The sequence below is a fragment of the Streptomyces sp. NPDC006314 genome (assembly GCF_040613075.1).
Classification (GTDB): Bacteria; Actinomycetota; Actinomycetes; order Streptomycetales; family Streptomycetaceae; genus Streptomyces.
The window spans coordinates 62,352-80,788 of sequence record NZ_JBEXRL010000026.1 but is presented as its reverse complement, the minus strand read 5'-3'; the positions used below and the strand labels follow the sequence as shown (position 1 = coordinate 80,788).

Sequence of the window (18,437 nt, the reverse complement as noted above, 5' to 3'; positions counted from 1 at the left end):
TGTCGAACATCGTGGGGAACTATTTCAGGCTCGGCCCCCTGACCGAAACCCGGGCCTTGCCAAGGGCGCCGGTGCGCGCTTCAACTCGCCCCGTTGACGGGGTTGAAACCGGGCCGGAGAGTGGTAATCCCCCGCGAGGGGGGACAAGCGCGGCTGCGGTGCCGCGCCGCGGAGCGGGGGGTCTGCCATGAGCGCTGCCACGGGCGTCGGGACCACGCGCCACGGTACGAGGTTGCCCTGGACGGACATTGTGGTCTCCGCGATCGCCGCGGTGAGCTGGGCGTTGATGGGGATGGCCGGCACCGCCGCGCTCGGTCTGCACCTGTTGCAGGCCGACGCATCGGGCTCCCTGGGCCCCATGACGGCGGCCGTTGTGGCGCTCGGGGCCGGTGGTTCGGTCGTGCCGTCCGGTGATGTGTCCGCCTTCGGACTGAAAGGCGCCGAGGCTCACACCACCATCGAGATCACGCCACTCGGGGTGAGCCTGGTCGGCGCGCTGCTGCTGTCGTGGTTCTTCCTACGGTCCCTGCGGACAACCGGAGTTGTGATCCCGCCCGCCGAACTGCTCGCGCGCGCGTGCACGGTGGTCGTCCTCTTCGTGGCGATGCTGGGTGGTCTGGCGTGGGCGGGTCACGATGTCATCACCATCGACGGCGGCTCGCTCGGTCTGGACAGGCTGCCCGGTGGGGGCGGAAAGGGCGACGGCGGACTGAGCGTCCCCGGCCTCGGGGACCTCGGGGACATCGGCGGACTGCTGCCCGACCGGATCGGCGACCTGATCGACGCCAAGGCGGCGGTCGGTTTCACCGTGGACACCCCGGCCACGCTCCTCGGCGGACTCGGCTGGTGCACCGGGGTCCTGGTGATCGCGCTGTTCGCCGCCCGCCGGGCTCCCCTGCCGCCCGGCTGGGCCGTCGTTCACCGGGTGGTCCGGCCGGCCGTCTCCGCGCTCGTCACCGTGCTGCTGCTGGCCGTGCCGGCCGGCCTCGCGGCGGCGGCCTACGCGGCGATCGGCGACGACCATCCGCGGCGGATCGCCGGTGCGGCCCTGCTCGGTGCGCCGAACGGGGCCTGGCTCGGCCTCCCGCTCGGCCTGTTCGTCCCCTGGCACGGCCGGGCCACCGGCGTCCTCGGCAGGCTGCTCCCCCACCCGCTCGACCAGCTCCTCAGCGCACGGTCCGACCAGCCCGTGACGCTGGGCCGGCTGGCCGGGCTGGACGGGCGCGTGTGGCTGCTGGCGGTGGCGGCCGCGCTGACGATGCTGCTGGCCGGGGTGCTGACCGCGCTACGGATGCCGGTGCTCCGGCCTGCCGGCAGCGCCCTCGGTCTGGCCGGCCGGTGCGCGCTGCGGCTGGGGATCACGACCGCGCTCGCCCTGCCCCTGCTCGCCTGGCTGACGGACGTGTCCGTGGACGCCTCCTTGTCCGTCCTCGGCTTCGACGCCTTCGGCGCGGGCCTCGACCTGCACGGCCACCTCGGCATGGCGGTGCTCTGGGGTGCCGTGTGCGGCGCGGTAGCGGGAGCCGTGGGCGCGCTGCCGGCCTGGGCGGCCGGGGCACGGGCGGTGGGGGCGGCCCGGAATGGGGCGTGGGACGGCCTGGAGCGGGGAACAGGCGGGGCGGGAGACTCCGGGTACGCCATGGAGGCCGGGAGCGGGGGCGATGTGGTTTCGGGGTCCGGTGGTGGAAACGGGCCCTACGCGCCGGGCCGGCCCTACCGGCCGCCGAACCCCGGCACGAACCCCTACCTCCACGTGCCGGAGGAGGTGCGGGCCGCGCCGCCGTCCGCTGCCGGGGACGACGCGTACGGCGATCCGGCCCTCGCGCGGCCGCTCGGCTCGGCTCCTCCGCCACCGTGCGACCGCCCCACCCCTCGCTCGGATGATCGCCCGCCGGGGCCGGACGGCTCCGCGTGGCCGCCGCCACCTCCCCCGCCGCCTCCCCCGCCTCGGCCGCGGCATCCGAAACGCGGCGGGTGAGCGGCTGGGGCGTCGTGTGGGTGCGCCAGGAGGTGTAGCGGCTGGCCAGGGCGGCGGTGTGGCCGGCGAGGGCTTGGGGGTCAGGTGGCACGGGGCCGCACCACGGTGAGGGAAACGCCGGCATCATGGGCGAAGCCGCAGCACAGCGCCGCGGCAACTCCAACGAGTCGCAGATCAAGGACCCGAAGATCGACAAGCTCTTCGACGACGCGACCGCCACGACCGGCCCGGGCACCCGAGCGAAGCCGCTGCACGACGAGGACGTCGCAAGCACAGCGAGCGGAGGTCAGCGCGCCGGGACGGGCCGAAACACCGCCGGCGGACCCACCGGCCACTGAGGTGAGCCGGCCGTCATGCTCCGGGCACCCACCGAAGCGTCCGGGCCCGGCTCCCTCTCCGCGGACCTCCCCCGCCGCGGCATCCGGCCCTCTCCCCCGAACCTCCGCGGACCGTCACGGTCGGCCCTCGACCTGCTCACCGGGTCGTCCCGTGGCACAGTCGTGGGGGAGCCGGACAGCGGAGTGGGTGGACGCGCCGTCTCCCGTCGGCAAGAGCCCCGACACCGGCCCGACACCCATGGTTCCGTGTCCGTCAGGCGGACCTCGGCGGCGAGAGGCACTGGGTGCCGGATACGGTGGTGACACCATGAGCGCTTCGCAGACCTCCGCTTCGCAGACCTCCGAGGTCCCCACTCTCCTCGTCAAGATTTTCGGCAAGGACAGGCCGGGCATCACGGCCGGCCTCTTCGACACCCTCGCCGCCTACTTCGTCGACGTGGTCGACATCGAGCAGGTCGTCACCCGGGGCCGCCTGGTGCTGTGCGCGCTGGTCACCCAGCCGCCCGCCGGCCTCGAGGGCGACCTGAGGGCCACCGTGCACAGCTGGGCCGAGTCGATGAAGATGCAGGCGGAGATCCTCTCGGGGCACGGCGACAACCGCCCGCGCGGCCTCGGACGGTCCCTGGTGACCGTTCTCGGTCATCCGCTCACCGCCGAGTCGACGGCCGCCATCGCCGCCCGCATCGCGAAGACCGGCGGCAACATCGACCGTATCTTCCGGCTGGCCAAGTACCCGGTGACGGCGGTGGAGTTCGCCGTCTCCGGGGTGGAGACCGAGCCGTTGCGCACGGCCCTGGCCTCGGACGCGGCGGCACTGGGTGTCGATGTCGCGGTCGTCTCGGCGGGCCTGCACCGACGTGCCCAGCGGCTGGTGGTCATGGACGTGGACTCCACGCTCATCCAGGACGAGGTCATCGAGCTGTTCGCCGCGCACGCCGGCTGTGAGGACAAGGTCGCCGAGGTGACGGCGGCGGCGATGCGCGGGGAGCTGGACTTCGAGCAGTCGCTGCACGCGCGTGTGGCCCTGCTGAAGGGGCTGGACGCCTCGGTGGTGGAGAAGGTGCGCAACGAGGTCCGGCTGACCCCGGGCGCCCGCACCCTGATCCGCACCCTGAAGCGGCTCGGCTACCAGGTGGGTGTGGTCTCCGGTGGCTTCACCCAGGTCACGGACGATCTGAAGGAGCGGCTGGGGCTCGATTTCGCCCAGGCCAACACGCTGGAGATCGTCGACGGCAAGCTGACCGGCCGGGTCACCGGTGAGATCGTGGACCGGGCGGGCAAGGCGCGCCTGCTGCGCCGGTTCGCCGCGGAGGCCGGGGTGCCGCTGTCGCAGACGGTGGCGATCGGCGACGGCGCCAACGACCTGGACATGCTGAACGCGGCCGGTCTGGGCGTCGCCTTCAACGCCAAGCCGGTGGTCCGCGAGGCGGCGCACACGGCGGTGAACTTCCCCTTCCTCGACACGGTCCTGTACCTCCTCGGCATCACCCGCGAAGAGGTCGAGGCGGCCGACACCCACGACGAGGGCTGAGCGGGCCGCGGATACGTCACGGCTCGGCCCGGCCGGCCCGGGATGCGCAAAGGCCCGGCGCCCTGTGCGGTGCCGGGCCTTTCGGGCGAGCCGCGCTCATGGGTCGTAGCGCGTCCACGGTGTCACGTACCGGTCATTCGGAGGGTGCCCAGTAGTCCGTGATCGCGGCCACGCCCGGCTCCAGGCCCTTCCAGGGACCTTCGAAGGACAGCAGGGCGAACCCGGCGGTGGGGAAGCCGCGGCGGTTCATCCGCTCGCGGGCGTCTCCCTCGGACTGGCCGGCCAGGATGTCTGCCAGGCCGTGCACGCCCGGGTTGTGGCCGATCAGGATCACGTTCCGCACGTCGTCCGGGATCTCGTTCAGCACGGCGATCAGCTCGCCGGGCGAGGCCTCGTAGACCCGCTCCTCGTAGACGGTTTTCGGCCGGTGCGCCAGTTCGTGGACGGCGAGCTTCCAGGTCTCGCGGGTCCGGGTCGCGGTGGAGCACAGGGCCTGGTCGAAGGTGATGCCGGTGTCGGCCAGCTTGCGTCCGGCGACTGCGGCGTCCTTGCGGCCCCGCTCGGCGAGCGGGCGCTCATGGTCGGACACCTGGGGCCAGTCGGCTTTCGCATGCCGGAAGAGGGCGATCCTGCGGGGTTCAGCGGCGCTCATGGGACCCAGCTTCGCATGAAACAGGCCACTCGGCGCAGGGAGTTGACATGCGGATTCACCGATGTGGAGAGGCTCCGCGTCAGCGCGCGAGGAGCCGCTGGGCGCGCTCGAAGAGATGGGTGATCGCCGGGTCGCCGCTCGCCGCGTGGGCGTCCGACGGGTTCAGTATCAGCGCGAGCAGCGCGATGAACGCGAGCGCGGGCAGCGCCAGGGCCCACCAGGGCAGCCGGATGTCGACGCCGCCCGTGGTCGCCGGGTGGGGCCGGGAGGGGGTGCGGGCCGGCATGATCGCCTCCGGGGTCTTCGAGCGGGTCCGTGACCGCCTTGTGCGGTCACATCTCGAAGCTACGGACTCGGGGGCCGCCAACCCATCCGGAGGTCCACCCACATGACCCTGACCCTGACCCCCTAGGGGATGGGGGGCCAGCCCCACCATCCGCCTGCGGGGGCGGCCGTCACGGGGACGCGATGATCGCGATGATCGCGATGATCAGGAAGATGGCGAAGAACGAGCCGAAGACGAGCAGCATCTTCTTCTGGCCGTTCTGCGGGTTCGGGTCGAGCACAGGCTGCATGCGCCCAGTCTCGCACCCTTCGTCCGGAAGGCTCCGCCGGGGTCGGCCGGTCAGTGCGCGGCGGCCTCGTCCTCCACCGTGCGGTCGCGGCCCGCCAGGCAGCCCACCACGATCTGCGGCAGCGTCAGGGCCGCCATGAGGGCGATCGGCAGCCCCCAGCCGCCGCTCCGCTGGTAGAGCACGCCGACCAGCAGCGGGCCGGGAATGGAGATCAGGTAGCCGGTGCTCTGCGCGAACGCGGACAGCTGGACCACGCCGAGGCCGCTGCGGGCGCGCATCCCGACCATCGTCAGCGCCAGCGGGAAGGCGCAGTTGGAGACGCCCAGCAGCAGGGCCCAGGCCCAGGCGCCGGCGGCCGGAGCGAAGTACAGGCCGGCGTATCCCGCGAGGCCGCAGACGCCCAGCACCAGCACGATCGGCCCCTGACGGGGCAGCCGGGTGGCGACCCGCGGGATGACGAAGGCCAGCGGCACGCCCATCACCATGGTGACGGCGAGCAGGAGACCCGCGGTGCCCGCCGGGACTCCGGCGTCCCGGAAGATCTGCGGCATCCAGCCCATGGTGACGTAGGCGGAGGTGGCCTGTAGGCCGAAGAAGACGGCGAGCGCCCATGCGGTGCGGCTCCGGGTGATGCGCAGCGGGGCTTGCTGTTGCGCCGTCCCGCGCACCTGCTCCCGCTGCTGCGCGGGTGCGGTGCCGCGGTCGCGTACGAGCGGCAGCCACGGCAGGACGGCGGCCGCGGCGATGGCCGCCCAGACGGCGAGGCCGGACTGCCAGCTGCCACCCAGCGCGTCGGTCAGGGGTACGGTCACCGCGGCGGCGAGTGAGGTGCCGAGGGCGAGGGCCATGGAGTACAGGCCGGTCATGGAGCCGACCCGGCCGGGGAACCAGCGCTTGACGATGACCGGCAGCAGCACGTTGCTGACGGCGATGCCCATCAGGGCGAGCGCGCTGGCGGCCAGGAATCCGGCCGTGCCGCCGACGTACGGGCGTATCAGCAGTCCGGCGGTGATGGCGGCCATGCCGGCGCACACCACGGCGGCCGGCCCGAACCGGCGGGCCAGGCGGGGCGCGGTGACGCCGAAGACCGCGAAGCACAGCGGGGGCACGGAGGTGAGCAGGCCGGCCACGCCGCCGCTCATGCCGAGCCCGTCGCGGACCTCCTCCAGAAGGGCGCCGAGGCTCGTGATGGCCGGACGGAGGTTCAGCGCGGACAGCACGATGCCGACGACGACCAGCCGGGTCGCCCACGCACGTGCGCGGCGTGCGGCGGGGGTCGTCTCGTGTGTGATCGCTGCGGCGGCCGTACCGCGTTCGGTCGGTGACATCGCCGTACGGGTCTCCACTGTCCGGTTTTCCTCACTAGCCATGACGCTCATCATAGAATCATGGGATGATTGGTCGCCCATGAGGTTGTCCATTCCCGGAACGTCCACACCCCGGGCTGTCGTGCGAAGGTGGGCCATGCCCCTGAGCCACCCGCGCCGTTCGGCGCTGTCCGAGCAGGTCATCGCCGAACTGCGCAACCAGATCACCTCCGGCGAGTGGTCCGTCGGCTCGCGCATTCCGACCGAGCCGGAGCTGGTCGAGCAGCTCGGCGTCGCCCGCAACACCGTCCGCGAGGCGGTCCGCGCGCTCGCGCACAACGGTCTGCTGGACATCCGCCAGGGTTCCGGCACCTACGTCGTGGCGACGAGCGAACTGGCCGGTGTGATGCACCGCCGTTTCGCCGGCGCCGACCCGCGGCACATCGCCGAGCTGCGCTCAACGCTGGAGTCGGCGGCGGCGAGGCTGGCCGCCGAGCGGCGCACCGAGAAGGACCTCAAGCAGTTGGACGCGCTGCTGGCACGGCGTGAGGAGGCCTGGGAGACGAGAGAGGCGGAGGCCTTCGTGACGGCCGACGCGACCTTCCACCTGGCCGTCGTGGCCGCGTCCCACAACGAGGTCATGACGGAGATGTACGCCGACCTGGGCGAGGTGCTGCGGGACTGGCTGCGTGAAGACGTGGGCGCGGAGCTGACCCCGGAGACGCACATGGACCACACGCGGCTGGTGGACGCGATCCGCGCCGGGGACGCGGACGCGGCGGCGGCGGAGGCCGCGAGCTATCCGTTCCTGTGCCGTCCGGGCAGGTTCAGCGCCCCTTCTGGTGGCTGACCCAGACCGAGCGGACGTCCTTCCAGCACCGGCCGGTGAGCCGCACGGTCATGGCGGGCCCGACGTCCACCGGAGAGCTGTCGGTGTCGATGTCCCACCAGCGGGCGCACTCGATGTGCAGCCGGACACGATCGGTGTCGACATAGGGATTGTGGCAGTAGGCCACCACATGGGAGCCCCGGACGGTCGTGCGGCAGGCGGCGCCGAACAGGCTCGGCGCGGGCGGCTTTCCGTCAGCCGCGCGCGCGTGCGACACCGCGTGGTACGGCAGTGAGAGCGCGAGGGCCACGGTCACCGGGGCCAGGCTGCGGGACAGGCGCACAAGGGGACCTCCTCGGCCGGGCTGCGGAGGGACTCGCTGAGTGAACGCGTAATCCACGATCCGCCGTTGGCGCCGCGACGGCCCGGCCGGTGAGCCGAACGGGTGACGTCCTGGTGGGCCCGGCGTCCTGGTGGGCCCGACGCCTCCTCGGCTCCCCAACGGTTCGAGGCCCGTACCCCCGGGGGTGCGGGCCTCGGCCGTCGGTCGAGCCTCAGCGGCGGCGATCAGGCGCCGATGGCGTGCAGACCACCGTCGACGTGGATGATCTCCCCCGTGGTCTTCGGGAACCAGTCGCTCAGCAGGGCGACGACACCCTTGCCGGCCGGCTCCGGGTCCTTGAGGTCCCACTCCAGCGGGGAGCGGGTGTCCCAGACGGAGGCCAGCTCGCTGAAGCCCGGGATGGACTTGGCGGCCATGGAGCCGATCGGGCCGGCCGAGATGAGGTTGCAGCGGATGTTCTGCTTGCCCAGGTCGCGCGCCATGTAGCGGTTGGTGGCCTCCAGGGCGGCCTTGGCCGGGCCCATCCAGTCGTACTGCGGCCAGGCGTACTGGGCGTCGAAGGTGAGGCCGACGACCGAGCCGCCGTTCTGCATCAGCGGCAGGCAGGCCATGGCCAGCGACTTCAGGGAGAACGCCGAGACGTGCATGGCGGTGGCGACCGACTCGAACGGCGTGTTGAGGAAGTTGCCGCCGAGCGCGTCCTGCGGGGCGAAGCCGATGGAGTGGACGATGCCGTCGAGGCCGCCCAGCTCCTCGCCGACGATGTCGGCCAGGCGCGCGAGGTGCTCCTCGTTCGTCACGTCCAGCTCGATGACCTTGGTCGGCTTCGGCAGCTTCTTGGCGATGCGCTCGGTCAGCGTCGGCCGCGGGAACGCGGTCAGGATGATCTCGGCGCCCTGCTCCTGGGCGAGCTTGGCGACGTGGAAGGCGATGGAGGACTCCATCAGCACACCCGTGATCAGGATGCGCTTGCCCTCGAGGATTCCGCTCATGGTGATCAGTGACCCATTCCCAGTCCGCCGTCAACGGGAATGACGGCTCCAGTGATGTACGAGGCGTCGTCCGAGGCGAGGAACCGCACCGTCGCGGCGATCTCGTCCGGCTGCGCGTAACGGCCGAGCGGCACCTGCGAGACGATGTTCTGGCGCTGCTCGTCGGTGAGCGCCTTGGTCATGTCGGTGTCGACGAAGCCGGGCGCGACGACGTTGAAGGTGATGTTGCGCGAGCCCAGCTCACGGGCGAGGGAGCGCGCGAAGCCGACCAGGGCGGCCTTGGAGGCGGCGTAGTTCGCCTGGCCCGCCGAGCCGAGCAGGCCGACCACGGACGAGATCAGGACGACGCGGCCCTTCTTGGCGCGCAGCATGCCGCGGTTGGCGCGCTTGACGACGCGGAAGGTGCCGGTGAGGTTGGTGTCGATGACCGAGGTGAAGTCCTCCTCGGACATGCGCATCAGGAGCTGGTCCTTGGTGACGCCGGCGTTGGCGATGAGGACCTCGACCGGACCGTGCTGGTCCTCGATCTCCTTGTAGGCCTGCTCCACCTGCTCCGGGTCGGTGATGTCGCACCTGACGGCGAGGCAGCCCAGTTCCGTCAGGGCGGCCGGCGGCTCACCCGAGCGGTATGTGATCGCGACCTTGTCGCCGGCGTCGGCGAACGCGCGGGCGATGGCGAGGCCGATGCCCCGGTTGCCTCCGGTGACGAGAACCGAGCGGCTCAACGGATCACCCTTTCGATAGCGGTCTGATGCGGTCGGACAACCCGCCCGGACACCTGGATGGCAGGCGGCTTCATCGAAAACCTATCGGTAGCACCCCTGGCGTGGGCAATCGGGCACCGACAGTGGCTCGGGGGTGTCACTGTCGGATCCCTACAGAACGGGCCGGCCCGGCGACCGAAAGGTAGTGGTCCGCCGGACCGGTCCCGCGACATGATCGGAGCCGACAGGCCACGACAGCAGGGAGACCTCGGTGCCTCATTCCATCGACGAAGCCTTCACGGCGCTTCCCCTACGGGCCCTCGCCGACGCCGCGCTCGCCCGCGCGCGTGCGCTGGGGGCCGAGCACGCGGACTTCCGGTTCGAGCGGGTGCGCAGCGCCTCCTGGCGGCTGCGGGACGCCAAGCCCGCGGGGTCGTCGGACACGACCGACCTCGGATACGCGGTCCGGGTCGTGCACGGCGGTACATGGGGCTTCGCGTCCGGGGTCGACCTGACGATGGACGCCGCCGCGAGGGTCGCCTCGCAGGCGGTGGCGATGGCGAAGCTCTCGGCGCAGGTGATCAAGGCGGCAGGGTCGGACGAGCGCGTGGAGCTGGCCGACGAGCCGGTCCACGCCGACCGGACCTGGATCTCGTCGTACGAGATCGACCCGTTCTCGGTGCCGGACGAGGAGAAGGCCGGGCTGCTGGCGGAGTGGAGCGCGCGGCTGCTGGCCGCGAACGGCGTCCACCATGTCGACGCCTCGCTGCTCACGGTGCACGAGAACAAGTTCTACGCCGACACCTCCGGGACCGTGACGACCCAGCAGCGGGTGCGGTTGCATCCGCAGCTGACGGCCGTGTCGGTGGACGATTCCAGCGGGGAGTTCGACTCGATGCGGACCATCGCGCCGCCGGTCGGGCGCGGCTGGGAGTACCTGACCGGAACCGGCTGGGACTGGGACGCCGAGCTGGGGCGGATCCCGGAGCTGCTCGCCGAGAAGATGCGGGCGCCGAGCGTGGAGCCCGGCCTGTACGACCTGGTCGTCGACCCGTCCAACCTGTGGCTGACCATCCACGAGTCCATCGGGCACGCCACCGAGCTGGACCGCGCCCTCGGCTACGAGGCCGCCTACGCCGGCACCTCCTTCGCCACCTTCGACCAGCTGGGCAAGCTGAAGTACGGCTCCGAGCTGATGAACGTCACCGGCGACCGCACCGCCGAGCACGGCCTCGCGACCGTCGGCTACGACGACGAGGGCGTCGAGGCGCAGGCCTGGGACCTGGTGAAGGACGGCACGCTGGTGGGGTACCAGCTGGACCGGCGGATCGCCCGGCTGACCGGGTTCGAGCGGTCCAACGGGTGCGCCTACGCCGACTCGCCGGCGCATGTTCCGGTACAGCGCATGGCCAACGTGTCCCTGCAGCCGGATCCGGCCGGGTTGTCCACGGAGGGCCTGATCGGGGGTGTCGACCGGGGCATCTACGTCGTGGGCGACCGGTCCTGGTCGATCGACATGCAGCGGTACAACTTCCAGTTCACCGGTCAGCGCTTCTTCAAGATCGAGAACGGGCGGATCACCGGGCAGCTGAAGGACGTCGCCTACCAGGCCACCACCACCGACTTCTGGGGGTCCATGACGGCCGTCGGCGGCCCGCAGACCTACGTCCTCGGCGGCGCCTTCAACTGCGGCAAGGCCCAGCCTGGGCAGGTGGCCGCCGTGTCGCACGGATGCCCCTCCGCCCTCTTCAGGGGCGTCAACATTCTGAACACCACGCAGGAGGCCGGTCGATGAGCGCCCGCACCAACAAGCCGCACGAGGTCGTCGAGCAGGCCCTGGCGCTGTCCCGGGCCGACGGCTGTGTCGTCATCGCGGACGAACACTCCACCGCCAACCTGCGCTGGGCCGGCAACGCTCTCACCACGAACGGTGTGACGCGCGGCCGTACGCTCACCGTGATCGCGACCGTGGACGGCAAGGAGGGCACCGCCTCCGGTGTCGTCTCCCGGTCGGCGGTCACGGCGGACGAGCTGGAACCCCTCGTACGCGCCGCCGAGGCCGCGGCGCGCGGCGCCGGACCCGCCGAGGACGCGCAGCCCCTGGCCGGCGGTGTGCCGGAGTCCCCGGACTTCACGGACGCGCCCGCCGAGACCTCCTCCGCCGTGTTCGCCGACTTCGCCCCGGCGCTCGGCGAGGCGTTCGCACGCGCGCGTGCGGGCGGCCGGGAGCTGTACGGCTTCGCCAACCACGAGCTGGTGTCGACGTATGTGGGTACGTCGACCGGGCTGCGTCTGCGCCACGACCAGCCCACCGGCACGCTGGAGCTGAACGCCAAGTCCCCGGACCGTACGCGCTCGGCGTGGGCCGGCCGGTCCACGCGGGACTTCAAGGACGTCGACCCGGGCGCGCTGGACGCCGAGCTGGCCGTACGGCTCGGCTGGGCCGAGCGGCGGGTGGAACTGCCCGCGGGCCGGTACGAGACGCTGCTGCCGCCGACCGCGGTCGCTGACCTGCTGATCTACCAGCTGTGGTCGGCCTCGGGCCGGGACGCGGCCGAGGGGCGGACGGTGTTCTCCAAGCCCGGCGGCGGCACGCGGGTCGGCGAGAGGCTCACCGAGCTGCCGCTCACCCTGCGCAGCGACCCGAACGAGCCGGGCCTGGAGTGCCCGCCCTTCGTGGTCGCCCACTCCTCCGGCGGTGACCAGTCGGTGTTCGACAACGGGCTGCCGACGCACGCCACCGAATGGATCAGCGAGGGTGTGCTCAAGCACCTGACGACCACCCGGCACAGCGCGGCCCTGACCGGGCTGCCGGTCGCCCCGGTGCTCGGCAACCTGATCCTGGACGGCGGGGACGACCGCTCCCTGGACGAGATGGTCGCGAACACCGAGCGCGGGCTGCTGCTGACGTGCCTGTGGTACATCCGCGAGGTCGACCCGGCGACGCTGCTGCTCACCGGCCTGACCCGGGACGGTGTCTACCTCGTGGAGGACGGCGAGGTGACCGGGGAGGTGAACAACTTCCGGTTCAACGAGTCACCGGTGAACCTGCTGGGCCGGGCCGCGGAGGCCGGGCGTACCGAGAAGACGCTGCCGCGGGAGTGGAGCGACTGGTTCACCCGCGCCGCGATGCCCCCGCTGCGGATCCCCGATTTCAATATGAGCTCTGTCAGTCAGGGCGTATAACCTCGTAGTCGGCTGTCACCCGACTGCCCGGAGACCACCGAGGAGACACGAGAACCGTGACGGACATCGTCGACGAGCTGAAGTGGCGGGGGCTCATCGCCCTCTCCACGGACGAGGACGCACTGCGCAAGGCGTTCGCGGACGGCCCCGTCACGTTCTATTGCGGCTTCGACCCGACCGCGCCCAGTCTGCACCTCGGCAACCTCGTGCAGATCCTGACCATGCGCCGGATCCAGCAGGCGGGCAACCGCCCGCTGGGCCTGGTCGGCGGCGCCACGGGGCTGATCGGCGACCCGAAGCCGACCGCGGAGCGCACGCTGAACTCCCCGGAGGTCGTCGCCGGCTGGGTGGAGCGGCTGCGCGCGCAGATCGAGCCGCTGCTCGACTTCGAGGGCCCCAACGCGGCGATCATGGTCAACAACCTGGACTGGACCGAGGGCATGTCGGCCATCGAGTTCCTGCGGGACATCGGCAAGCACTTCCGGATCAACAAGATGATCGCCAAGGAGGCCGTCGCCCGGCGCCTCAACTCCGACGCGGGCATCAGCTACACCGAGTTCAGCTACCAGATCCTGCAGGGCATGGACTTCCTGGAGCTGTACCGGCGCTACGGCTGCACGTTGCAGACCGGTGGCAGCGACCAGTGGGGCAACCTCACGTCGGGAACGGACCTGATCCACAGGGTCGAGCCGGACGCCGTGGTGCACGCGCTGGGCACGCCGCTGATCACCAAGGCGGACGGGACCAAGTTCGGCAAGACGGAGTCCGGCACGGTCTGGCTCGACCCCGAGATGACCACGCCGTACGCGTTCTACCAGTTCTGGATCAACGCGGACGACCGGGACGTGTCGAAGTTCCTGCGCATCTTCAGCTTCAGGTCCCGTGAGGAGATCGAGGAGCTGGAGAAGCAGACCGAGGAGCGTCCGCAGGCCCGGGCAGCGCAGCGCGCGCTCGCCGAGGAGCTGACGACGCTGGTGCACGGCGCCGACCAGACGGCCGCGGTGATCGCCGCGTCCAAGGCGCTGTTCGGTCAGGGCGAGCTGGCGGAGCTGGACGGCGGGACGCTGGCGGCGGCGCTGTCCGAGGTGCCGCACATCCGGGTCACCGGGCTGGGACCGGTGGTCGACCTGTTCGCCGAGGTCGGTCTCGTCGCCAGCAAGTCCGCCGCGCGGCGGACGGTGAAGGAGGGCGGGGCCTACGTGAACAACGTGAAGGTCGCCTCCGAGGACGCCGTAGCGGCGAAGGAGGATCTGATCCACGGGCGGTGGCTGGTGCTGCGGCGGGGTAAGAGGAACCTCGCGGCCGTGGAGGTCGTGTCCGCGTAGCGCCGTGGGGCGCGGGTGATCAGACCCGCGCCCCTTTCGGGGCTCTTTTCAGGGCGTTCTCAGGCTCGGACCCGCTGCTGCTTCCGCCTGCCCAGCGTCGCCATGTAGAGGGCGTCGACGACGGCCACGATGATGATCGCGGCCACCAGCTGGAAGATGTGCCGGCTCCAGTCGATGCCGCGGGTCGCCTCGACGCCGACGGCGCGGGCCACGGCGTTGCCCACGATGGCGCCGAGAATGCCGCAGATGGTGGTCAGCCACAGGGGGCTGTGCTGCTTGCCCGGGATGACCGCCTTGGCTATCAGGCCCAGCACGAATCCCACGATGATCGCCCACAACCAGCCCATGGCTGCCTCCTTGTACGGCTCGACGTGAGCATTACGGCCAGTGTGGAACGGTCCACCGTGCGGCGCATGTCGGGTTCCTCCGTACGCGGCGGTGCGGAGGTGTTGCCCCGGGCGAGGGCGACCCGGTCTCGTGGCCGGGTCGGGCTCGGCGTAACGTTGAGGGTGTCCCGGCCCGGTATCCCGCCGGGCATGGAAACGACGGTGCGGGCCGGGAGAGTCCGACGCGGGCGGATGGTGACGTGTGATGCGGAAACAGCACGGCGGCAGCGGCCAGGTGTTCCGGATCACCGGCGCCCGGACGGGACTCGCCGAGGACGTGCGCGGCCGGCAGCGGCGGTACGTCATCTCGATGTCGATCCGCACCGTGTCGGTGATTCTCGCGGCCACGCTGTGGAACGTCGAACGGCACGTCGCCATCGTGGCCCTGGTGGCCGGTGCGCTCCTGCCCTACATCGCCGTGGTGATCGCGAACGCGGGCCGGGAACGGCCGCCGTCGCTTCCCTCGACGTTCGTCACCACACCGATGCGCCCCGTGATCGCGCCGCCGCGAGCCGAGGACGGACCGGCGGAACCCGCGGCGGAGGACGTGCCGACGCACCCGGCGGCCGGAGTGCGTGGTGAGCCGCCCACCCCGGCATGACCGGGGCGATGAGCGATGACCAGGGCCTGGGCGAGGGAAGCGTCAAGCTCAAGAAAAGCTCAGATCAATCATGCAGTTCCAGTGCCGGGCGACGGGTCACCCGTGACATACTGCGTACGCGCTCCGCATCCCCCGTCGGAGCGACGGACCGACGCCGGGCAGCTCCCCCCGTGGCTGCTCGGCGTCGCCTTGTTCGCACCCGTTCTGTGAGACGAACCTGTGAGTGACGAGACCCCGATCTGCTCCGCCAAGGGCTGCCGCGCCGACGCCGTATGGGTGCTGGCGTGGAACAACCCCGCCATCCACACGCCGGAGCGGCGCAAGACGTGGCTGGCATGCGAGGAGCACCGCGAGCATCTGTCGCAGTTCCTCGGGGTGCGCGGGTTCCTGAAGGACGTGGTGAGGTTCGCGGACTGGCAGGCGCCCGAAGCGTCCTAGCCGCCGATCGCGGACATCGGCCGGTCCGGCTGCACGAACGACGGGTCGTCCAGACCGGCTCCCGCCTTCTTCCCCCACATCGCCAGCTTCCAGATCCGGGCGATCTCCTCGTCAGGGGCGCCGGAGCGCAGGGCGGCGCGCAGATCGGTCTCCTCGGTGGCGAACAGGCAGGTCCGTATCTGACCGTCGGCGGTCAGACGGGTGCGGTCGCAGGCCGCGCAGAACGGGCGGGTGACCGAGGCGATCACGCCGACCCGGTGCGGGCCGCCGTCGACCAGCCAGCGCTCCGCCGGTGCCGAGCCGCGCTCGTCCGCACCCTCGGGTGTGAGGTCGAAGCGGGTACGCAGGGAGGCGAGGATGTCCCCGGCGGTGACCATGCCCTCGCGCTTCCAGCCGTGCTGGGCGTCCAGCGGCATCTGCTCGATGAACCGCAGTTCGTAGTCGTGCTCGACGGCCCAGGCCAGCAGGTCGGGGGCCTCGTCGTCGTTCAGGCCCGGCATCAGGACCGAGTTGACCTTGACCGGGGTGAGGCCGGCCTCGCGGGCGGCCTGGAGGCCGTCGAGGACGTCCTTGTGACGGTCCCGGCGGGTGAGGGTCTTGAAGACGTCCTGGCGGAGGGTGTCCAGGGAGACGTTGACCCGGTCCAGGCCGGCCGCCTTCAGGGCGGTCGCGGTGCGCTTGAGGCCGATGCCGTTGGTGGTGAGGGACATCTGGGGGCGCGGGGCGAGGGCGGCGACGCGCTCGACGATGCCGGCCAGGCCCGGGCGGAGCAGGGGCTCGCCGCCGGTGAAGCGGACCTCCTCGATGCCGAGCATGCGTACCGCGATGTCGATGAGCCGGACGATCTCGTCGTCCGTGAGCAGGTCGGGCTTGGCCAGCCACTGCAGGCCCTCCTCGGGCATGCAGTAGGTGCAGCGCAGATTGCACCTGTCGGTCAGCGAGACCCTCAGGTCGGTGGCCACTCGGCCGTAGGTGTCGATGAGCACGTGGCCCCCTCCCTCTCCCGATCACTCATTTTCCGTCACTGGTGAGTCGTCCGTCACCTGCGAGCCTACGTGACACCCATGACATCGACAGCGGCCCGATCCCACGAGGTGCGCCGCGGCCGCGTCGTAGGACCGTACAGTCCTGAACGACGCGGCCGTCCGTACGAAGCTCAGTGTGCTCCGGTGCCGGTCAGGGACCGCACCTCCAGTTCGGCGTACTTCCCGGCGTCCGGGACCTCCTTCGACAGCAGGGTGCCCACGGCGCCCAGCAGGAAGCCGACCGGGATGGAGATGATCCCGGGATTCTCCAGCGGGAACCAGTGGAAGTCGACGCCGGGGAACATGGAGGTCGGCTTGCCGGAGACCACCGGGGAGAACAGGACCAGGCCGACCGCGGTGACCAGGCCGCCGTAGATCGACCACAGGGCGCCCGAGGTGGTGAACCGCTTCCAGAACAGGCTGTAGAGGATGGTCGGCAGGTTGGCGGAGGCCGCGACGGCGAAGGCGAGGGCGACCAGGCCGGCCACGTTCAGGTCGCGGGCGAGGGCGCCGAGGACGATCGAGACCGCCCCGATGCCGACGGTCGCCCAGCGGGCCGCGCCGATCTCCTGCTTCTCGGTGGCCTGTCCCTTCCTGATGACGTTCGCGTAGATGTCGTGGGCGAAGGAGGAGGACGAGGCCAGGGTGAGGCCGGCGACGACCGCGAGGATGGTGGCGAAGGCGACCGCCGAGATGGTGGCGAGCAGGACGGCGCCCCAGTTGGAGTCCACTCCCCCGAGGTGGAGGGCGAGCAGGGGGGCCGCGGTGTTGCCCGCCTTGTTGGAGGCGATGATCTCGTCCGGTTTGATCAGTGCGGCGGCGCCGAAGCCGAGCGCGAGGGTCATCAGATAGAACGTGCCGATCAGGCCGATCGCCCAGATCACGGACTTGCGGGCGGCCTTGGCGGTGGGAACGGTGTAGAAGCGGATCAGAATGTGCGGCAGACCCGCGGTGCCGAGGACCAGGGCGATGCCGAGTGAGATGAAGTCCAGCTTGGTGGTGCCGGTGGCGCCGTACTTGAGTCCGGGCTCCAGGAACGCCGAGCCCTTGCCGCTGTTGTCGGCGGCCTTTCCGAGCAGGTCCGAGATGTTGAAGTCGAACTTGAGCAGTACCAGGAAGGTCAGCAGCAGGGCGCCGACGATCAGCAGCACCGCCTTGACCATCTGCACCCAGGTGGTGCCCTTCATGCCGCCGATGGTGACGTACACGATCATCAGGACGCCGACCAGGGCGACGATGCCGATCTTGCCGCCGTCGCTGGTGATGCCCAGCAGGAGTGAGACGAGGACGCCGGCGCCTGCCATCTGGGCCAGCAGGTAGAAGATCGAGACGACGATCGTGGAGGTGCCGGCTGCGGTACGGACGGGACGCTGGCGCATCCGGTAGGCCAGCACGTCGCCCATCGTGTAGCGGCCGGAGTTGCGCAGCGGCTCGGCGACCAGGAGCAGGGCGACCAGCCAGGCGACCAGGAAGCCGATGGAGTACAGGAAGCCGTCGTAGCCGAAGAGGGCGATGGCTCCGGCGATGCCGAGGAAGGATGCGGCGGACATGTAGTCACCGGAGACGGCGAGGCCGTTCTGGAAGCCGGTGAACTGCCGTCCGCCGGCGTAGAAGTCGGCGGCGTCCTTGGTCTGGCGGCCCGCCCAGACCGTGATGACGAGGGTCGCGACGACGAACACCGCGAACAGGGTGATGATCAGCGTCCGGTGCTCGCTCGCCTCGCCGGCGGCCAGCAGTGTGCGCGGTGCGGGGGTCATGCGCCGCCCTCCGTCCGGGACTTGATGGCCTCGGCCCTGGGGTCGAGCTTGGCGGCGGCGTGCCGCGCGTACCACCAGGCGATGAGGAACGTGGTGAGGAACTGGGCGAGGCCCAGGACGAGGGCCACGTTGATGTTGCCGGCCACCTTGGTGCCCATGAAGCCGCCCGCGTAGTTGGACAGCAGCACGTACAGCAGATACCAGGCGATGAAGGCGATCGTCAGCGGGAAGGCGAAGGAGCGGTACGCGCGGCGCAGTTCACCGAACTCCGCGCTCTGCTGCACCTCGGTGAGCTTCTCGGTGGAGGGTAGGGGTGGTTGCGATGTAGCGGGGGGCGGTGTCTCGGGGGCCACGGAGTCTCCTCGCGTTACGGACATGCGCTTCCGACGTCACTGGAACGGGATCACATGAGGGGGAGTCACGGCTCGGCTCCCTGACGTGGATCCGCGGGGGCCACGGTCCTGCTGGGC

At 71.1% G+C, this 18,437-nt stretch carries 20 protein-coding genes; 9 read left to right on the top strand and 11 right to left on the bottom strand.

Features of this window, described 5'->3' with window-relative positions:
• Positions 1-187 precede the first annotated feature (187 nt).
• The 3 genes from ABZ079_RS32795 (at position 188) to serB (ending at position 3,847) form a co-directional block, all read left to right on the top strand.
• Positions 188-1,978 (top strand): streptophobe family protein, encoded by a 1,791-nt coding sequence (locus ABZ079_RS32795; RefSeq protein ID WP_356943094.1) that lies wholly within the window; start codon positions 188-190, stop codon positions 1,976-1,978.
• 125 nt (positions 1,979-2,103) lie between these two features.
• Positions 2,104-2,316, top strand: coding sequence for a hypothetical protein (locus ABZ079_RS32790; RefSeq protein ID WP_356943093.1), 213 nt, complete (start codon positions 2,104-2,106; stop codon positions 2,314-2,316).
• A gap of 307 nt (positions 2,317-2,623) precedes the next feature.
• Positions 2,624-3,847: a phosphoserine phosphatase SerB gene (gene serB, locus ABZ079_RS32785; RefSeq protein WP_356943092.1), complete on the top strand. Its 1,224-nt coding sequence runs from the start codon at positions 2,624-2,626 to the stop codon at positions 3,845-3,847.
• Positions 3,848-3,980: 133 nt separating this feature from the next.
• Here the strand turns inward: serB and ABZ079_RS32780 are convergent, their stop codons facing one another.
• From ABZ079_RS32780 to ABZ079_RS32765, 4 genes are all read right to left on the bottom strand, one after another.
• Positions 3,981-4,499, bottom strand: coding sequence for a histidine phosphatase family protein (locus ABZ079_RS32780; protein ID WP_356943091.1), 519 nt, complete (start codon positions 4,497-4,499; stop codon positions 3,981-3,983).
• 79 nt (positions 4,500-4,578) lie between these two features.
• Entirely contained in the window at positions 4,579-4,785 is a 207-nt protein-coding gene (locus ABZ079_RS32775) for a hypothetical protein (protein WP_356943090.1), read from the bottom strand.
• Between the two features lie 169 nt (positions 4,786-4,954).
• The gene (locus tag ABZ079_RS32770) at positions 4,955-5,074 is read right to left on the bottom strand and encodes an SGM_5486 family transporter-associated protein (RefSeq protein WP_356943089.1); all 120 of its coding nucleotides are present in this window, start codon (positions 5,072-5,074) and stop codon (positions 4,955-4,957) included.
• A gap of 50 nt (positions 5,075-5,124) precedes the next feature.
• Entirely contained in the window at positions 5,125-6,456 is a 1,332-nt protein-coding gene (locus ABZ079_RS32765) for a CynX/NimT family MFS transporter (protein ID WP_356943088.1), read from the bottom strand.
• Between the two features lie 82 nt (positions 6,457-6,538).
• Here ABZ079_RS32765 and ABZ079_RS32760 point away from each other — a divergent pair, with 82 nt between their 5' ends.
• Positions 6,539-7,231 (top strand): FCD domain-containing protein, encoded by a 693-nt coding sequence (locus ABZ079_RS32760; protein WP_356943087.1) that lies wholly within the window; start codon positions 6,539-6,541, stop codon positions 7,229-7,231.
• Here ABZ079_RS32760 and ABZ079_RS32755 read toward each other — a convergent pair.
• The 3 genes from ABZ079_RS32755 to fabG form a co-directional block, all read right to left on the bottom strand.
• Positions 7,209-7,553, bottom strand: coding sequence for a hypothetical protein (locus ABZ079_RS32755; protein ID WP_356943086.1), 345 nt, complete (start codon positions 7,551-7,553; stop codon positions 7,209-7,211). The genes ABZ079_RS32760 and ABZ079_RS32755 overlap by 23 nt on opposite strands.
• Before the next feature lie 224 nt (positions 7,554-7,777).
• Complete coding sequence (gene fabI / locus ABZ079_RS32750; RefSeq protein ID WP_356943085.1) at positions 7,778-8,545, bottom strand: enoyl-ACP reductase FabI; 768 nt, start codon at positions 8,543-8,545, stop codon at positions 7,778-7,780.
• Between the two features lie 5 nt (positions 8,546-8,550).
• Positions 8,551-9,270, bottom strand: a complete 720-nt coding sequence (gene fabG, locus ABZ079_RS32745; protein ID WP_356943084.1) for a 3-oxoacyl-[acyl-carrier-protein] reductase — start codon at positions 9,268-9,270, stop codon at positions 8,551-8,553.
• A gap of 250 nt (positions 9,271-9,520) precedes the next feature.
• On the opposite strand from fabG, the gene ABZ079_RS32740 reads away from it, so the two are divergent.
• Genes ABZ079_RS32740 through tyrS form a run of 3 tightly spaced genes read left to right on the top strand, consistent with a single transcriptional unit; the run spans position 9,521 to position 13,760 of the window.
• Complete coding sequence (locus ABZ079_RS32740; protein ID WP_356943083.1) at positions 9,521-11,044, top strand: TldD/PmbA family protein; 1,524 nt, start codon at positions 9,521-9,523, stop codon at positions 11,042-11,044.
• Positions 11,041-12,435 carry a metallopeptidase TldD-related protein gene (locus tag ABZ079_RS32735; protein ID WP_356943082.1) on the top strand — a complete coding sequence of 465 codons (1,395 nt, stop codon included), beginning with the start codon at positions 11,041-11,043 and terminating at the stop codon, positions 12,433-12,435. The genes ABZ079_RS32740 and ABZ079_RS32735 overlap by 4 nt, the downstream gene beginning before the upstream one ends.
• A gap of 56 nt (positions 12,436-12,491) precedes the next feature.
• Complete coding sequence (gene tyrS / locus ABZ079_RS32730; protein ID WP_356943081.1) at positions 12,492-13,760, top strand: tyrosine--tRNA ligase; 1,269 nt, start codon at positions 12,492-12,494, stop codon at positions 13,758-13,760.
• 59 nt (positions 13,761-13,819) lie between these two features.
• On the opposite strand, the gene ABZ079_RS32725 is transcribed toward tyrS, so the two are convergent.
• Positions 13,820-14,107: a GlsB/YeaQ/YmgE family stress response membrane protein gene (locus tag ABZ079_RS32725; RefSeq protein WP_356943080.1), complete on the bottom strand. Its 288-nt coding sequence runs from the start codon at positions 14,105-14,107 to the stop codon at positions 13,820-13,822.
• Positions 14,108-14,351: 244 nt separating this feature from the next.
• Between ABZ079_RS32725 and ABZ079_RS32720 the strand changes: the two genes are divergently transcribed.
• Together ABZ079_RS32720 and ABZ079_RS32715 are read left to right on the top strand one after the other, a co-directional pair.
• The gene (locus ABZ079_RS32720) at positions 14,352-14,747 is read left to right on the top strand and encodes a DUF3099 domain-containing protein (protein ID WP_356943079.1); all 396 of its coding nucleotides are present in this window, start codon (positions 14,352-14,354) and stop codon (positions 14,745-14,747) included.
• Positions 14,748-14,966: 219 nt separating this feature from the next.
• Complete coding sequence (locus ABZ079_RS32715; RefSeq protein WP_356943078.1) at positions 14,967-15,185, top strand: hypothetical protein; 219 nt, start codon at positions 14,967-14,969, stop codon at positions 15,183-15,185.
• On the opposite strand, the gene moaA is transcribed toward ABZ079_RS32715, so the two are convergent.
• The 3 genes from moaA to ABZ079_RS32700 form a co-directional block, all read right to left on the bottom strand.
• Entirely contained in the window at positions 15,182-16,171 is a 990-nt protein-coding gene (gene moaA / locus ABZ079_RS32710; protein WP_356943077.1) for a GTP 3',8-cyclase MoaA, read from the bottom strand. The genes ABZ079_RS32715 and moaA overlap by 4 nt on opposite strands.
• A gap of 170 nt (positions 16,172-16,341) precedes the next feature.
• Positions 16,342-17,967, bottom strand: a complete 1,626-nt coding sequence (locus ABZ079_RS32705) for a cation acetate symporter (RefSeq protein WP_356943076.1) — start codon at positions 17,965-17,967, stop codon at positions 16,342-16,344.
• A complete protein-coding gene (locus tag ABZ079_RS32700; RefSeq protein ID WP_356943075.1) occupies positions 17,964-18,320 on the bottom strand; it encodes a DUF485 domain-containing protein in 357 nt (118 codons plus the stop codon). Before ABZ079_RS32700 ends, ABZ079_RS32705 begins: the two co-directional genes overlap by 4 nt.
• Between the last annotated feature and the right edge of the window lie 117 nt (positions 18,321-18,437).

Excerpts from the sequence above, each read along its gene's own strand:
- ABZ079_RS32725 (WP_356943080.1), bottom strand. The coding sequence starts at position 14,107 with ATGGGCTGGTTGTGGGCGATCATCGTGGGATTCGTGCTGGGCCTGATA.
- ABZ079_RS32720 (WP_356943079.1), top strand. The coding sequence starts at position 14,352 with ATGCGGAAACAGCACGGCGGCAGCGGCCAGGTGTTCCGGATCACCGGC.
- ABZ079_RS32775 (WP_356943090.1), bottom strand. The coding sequence starts at position 4,785 with ATGCCGGCCCGCACCCCCTCCCGGCCCCACCCGGCGACCACGGGCGGC.
- ABZ079_RS32790 (WP_356943093.1), top strand. The coding sequence starts at position 2,104 with ATGGGCGAAGCCGCAGCACAGCGCCGCGGCAACTCCAACGAGTCGCAG.
- ABZ079_RS32770 (WP_356943089.1), bottom strand. The coding sequence starts at position 5,074 with ATGCAGCCTGTGCTCGACCCGAACCCGCAGAACGGCCAGAAGAAGATG.
- ABZ079_RS32760 (WP_356943087.1), top strand. The coding sequence starts at position 6,539 with ATGCCCCTGAGCCACCCGCGCCGTTCGGCGCTGTCCGAGCAGGTCATC.
- ABZ079_RS32705 (WP_356943076.1), bottom strand. The coding sequence starts at position 17,967 with ATGACCCCCGCACCGCGCACACTGCTGGCCGCCGGCGAGGCGAGCGAG.
- serB (WP_356943092.1), top strand. The coding sequence starts at position 2,624 with ATGAGCGCTTCGCAGACCTCCGCTTCGCAGACCTCCGAGGTCCCCACT.
- ABZ079_RS32765 (WP_356943088.1), bottom strand. The coding sequence starts at position 6,456 with ATGATGAGCGTCATGGCTAGTGAGGAAAACCGGACAGTGGAGACCCGT.
- ABZ079_RS32795 (WP_356943094.1), top strand. The coding sequence starts at position 188 with ATGAGCGCTGCCACGGGCGTCGGGACCACGCGCCACGGTACGAGGTTG.
- fabI (WP_356943085.1), bottom strand. The coding sequence starts at position 8,545 with ATGAGCGGAATCCTCGAGGGCAAGCGCATCCTGATCACGGGTGTGCTG.
- ABZ079_RS32780 (WP_356943091.1), bottom strand. The coding sequence starts at position 4,499 with ATGAGCGCCGCTGAACCCCGCAGGATCGCCCTCTTCCGGCATGCGAAA.
- ABZ079_RS32735 (WP_356943082.1), top strand. The coding sequence starts at position 11,041 with ATGAGCGCCCGCACCAACAAGCCGCACGAGGTCGTCGAGCAGGCCCTG.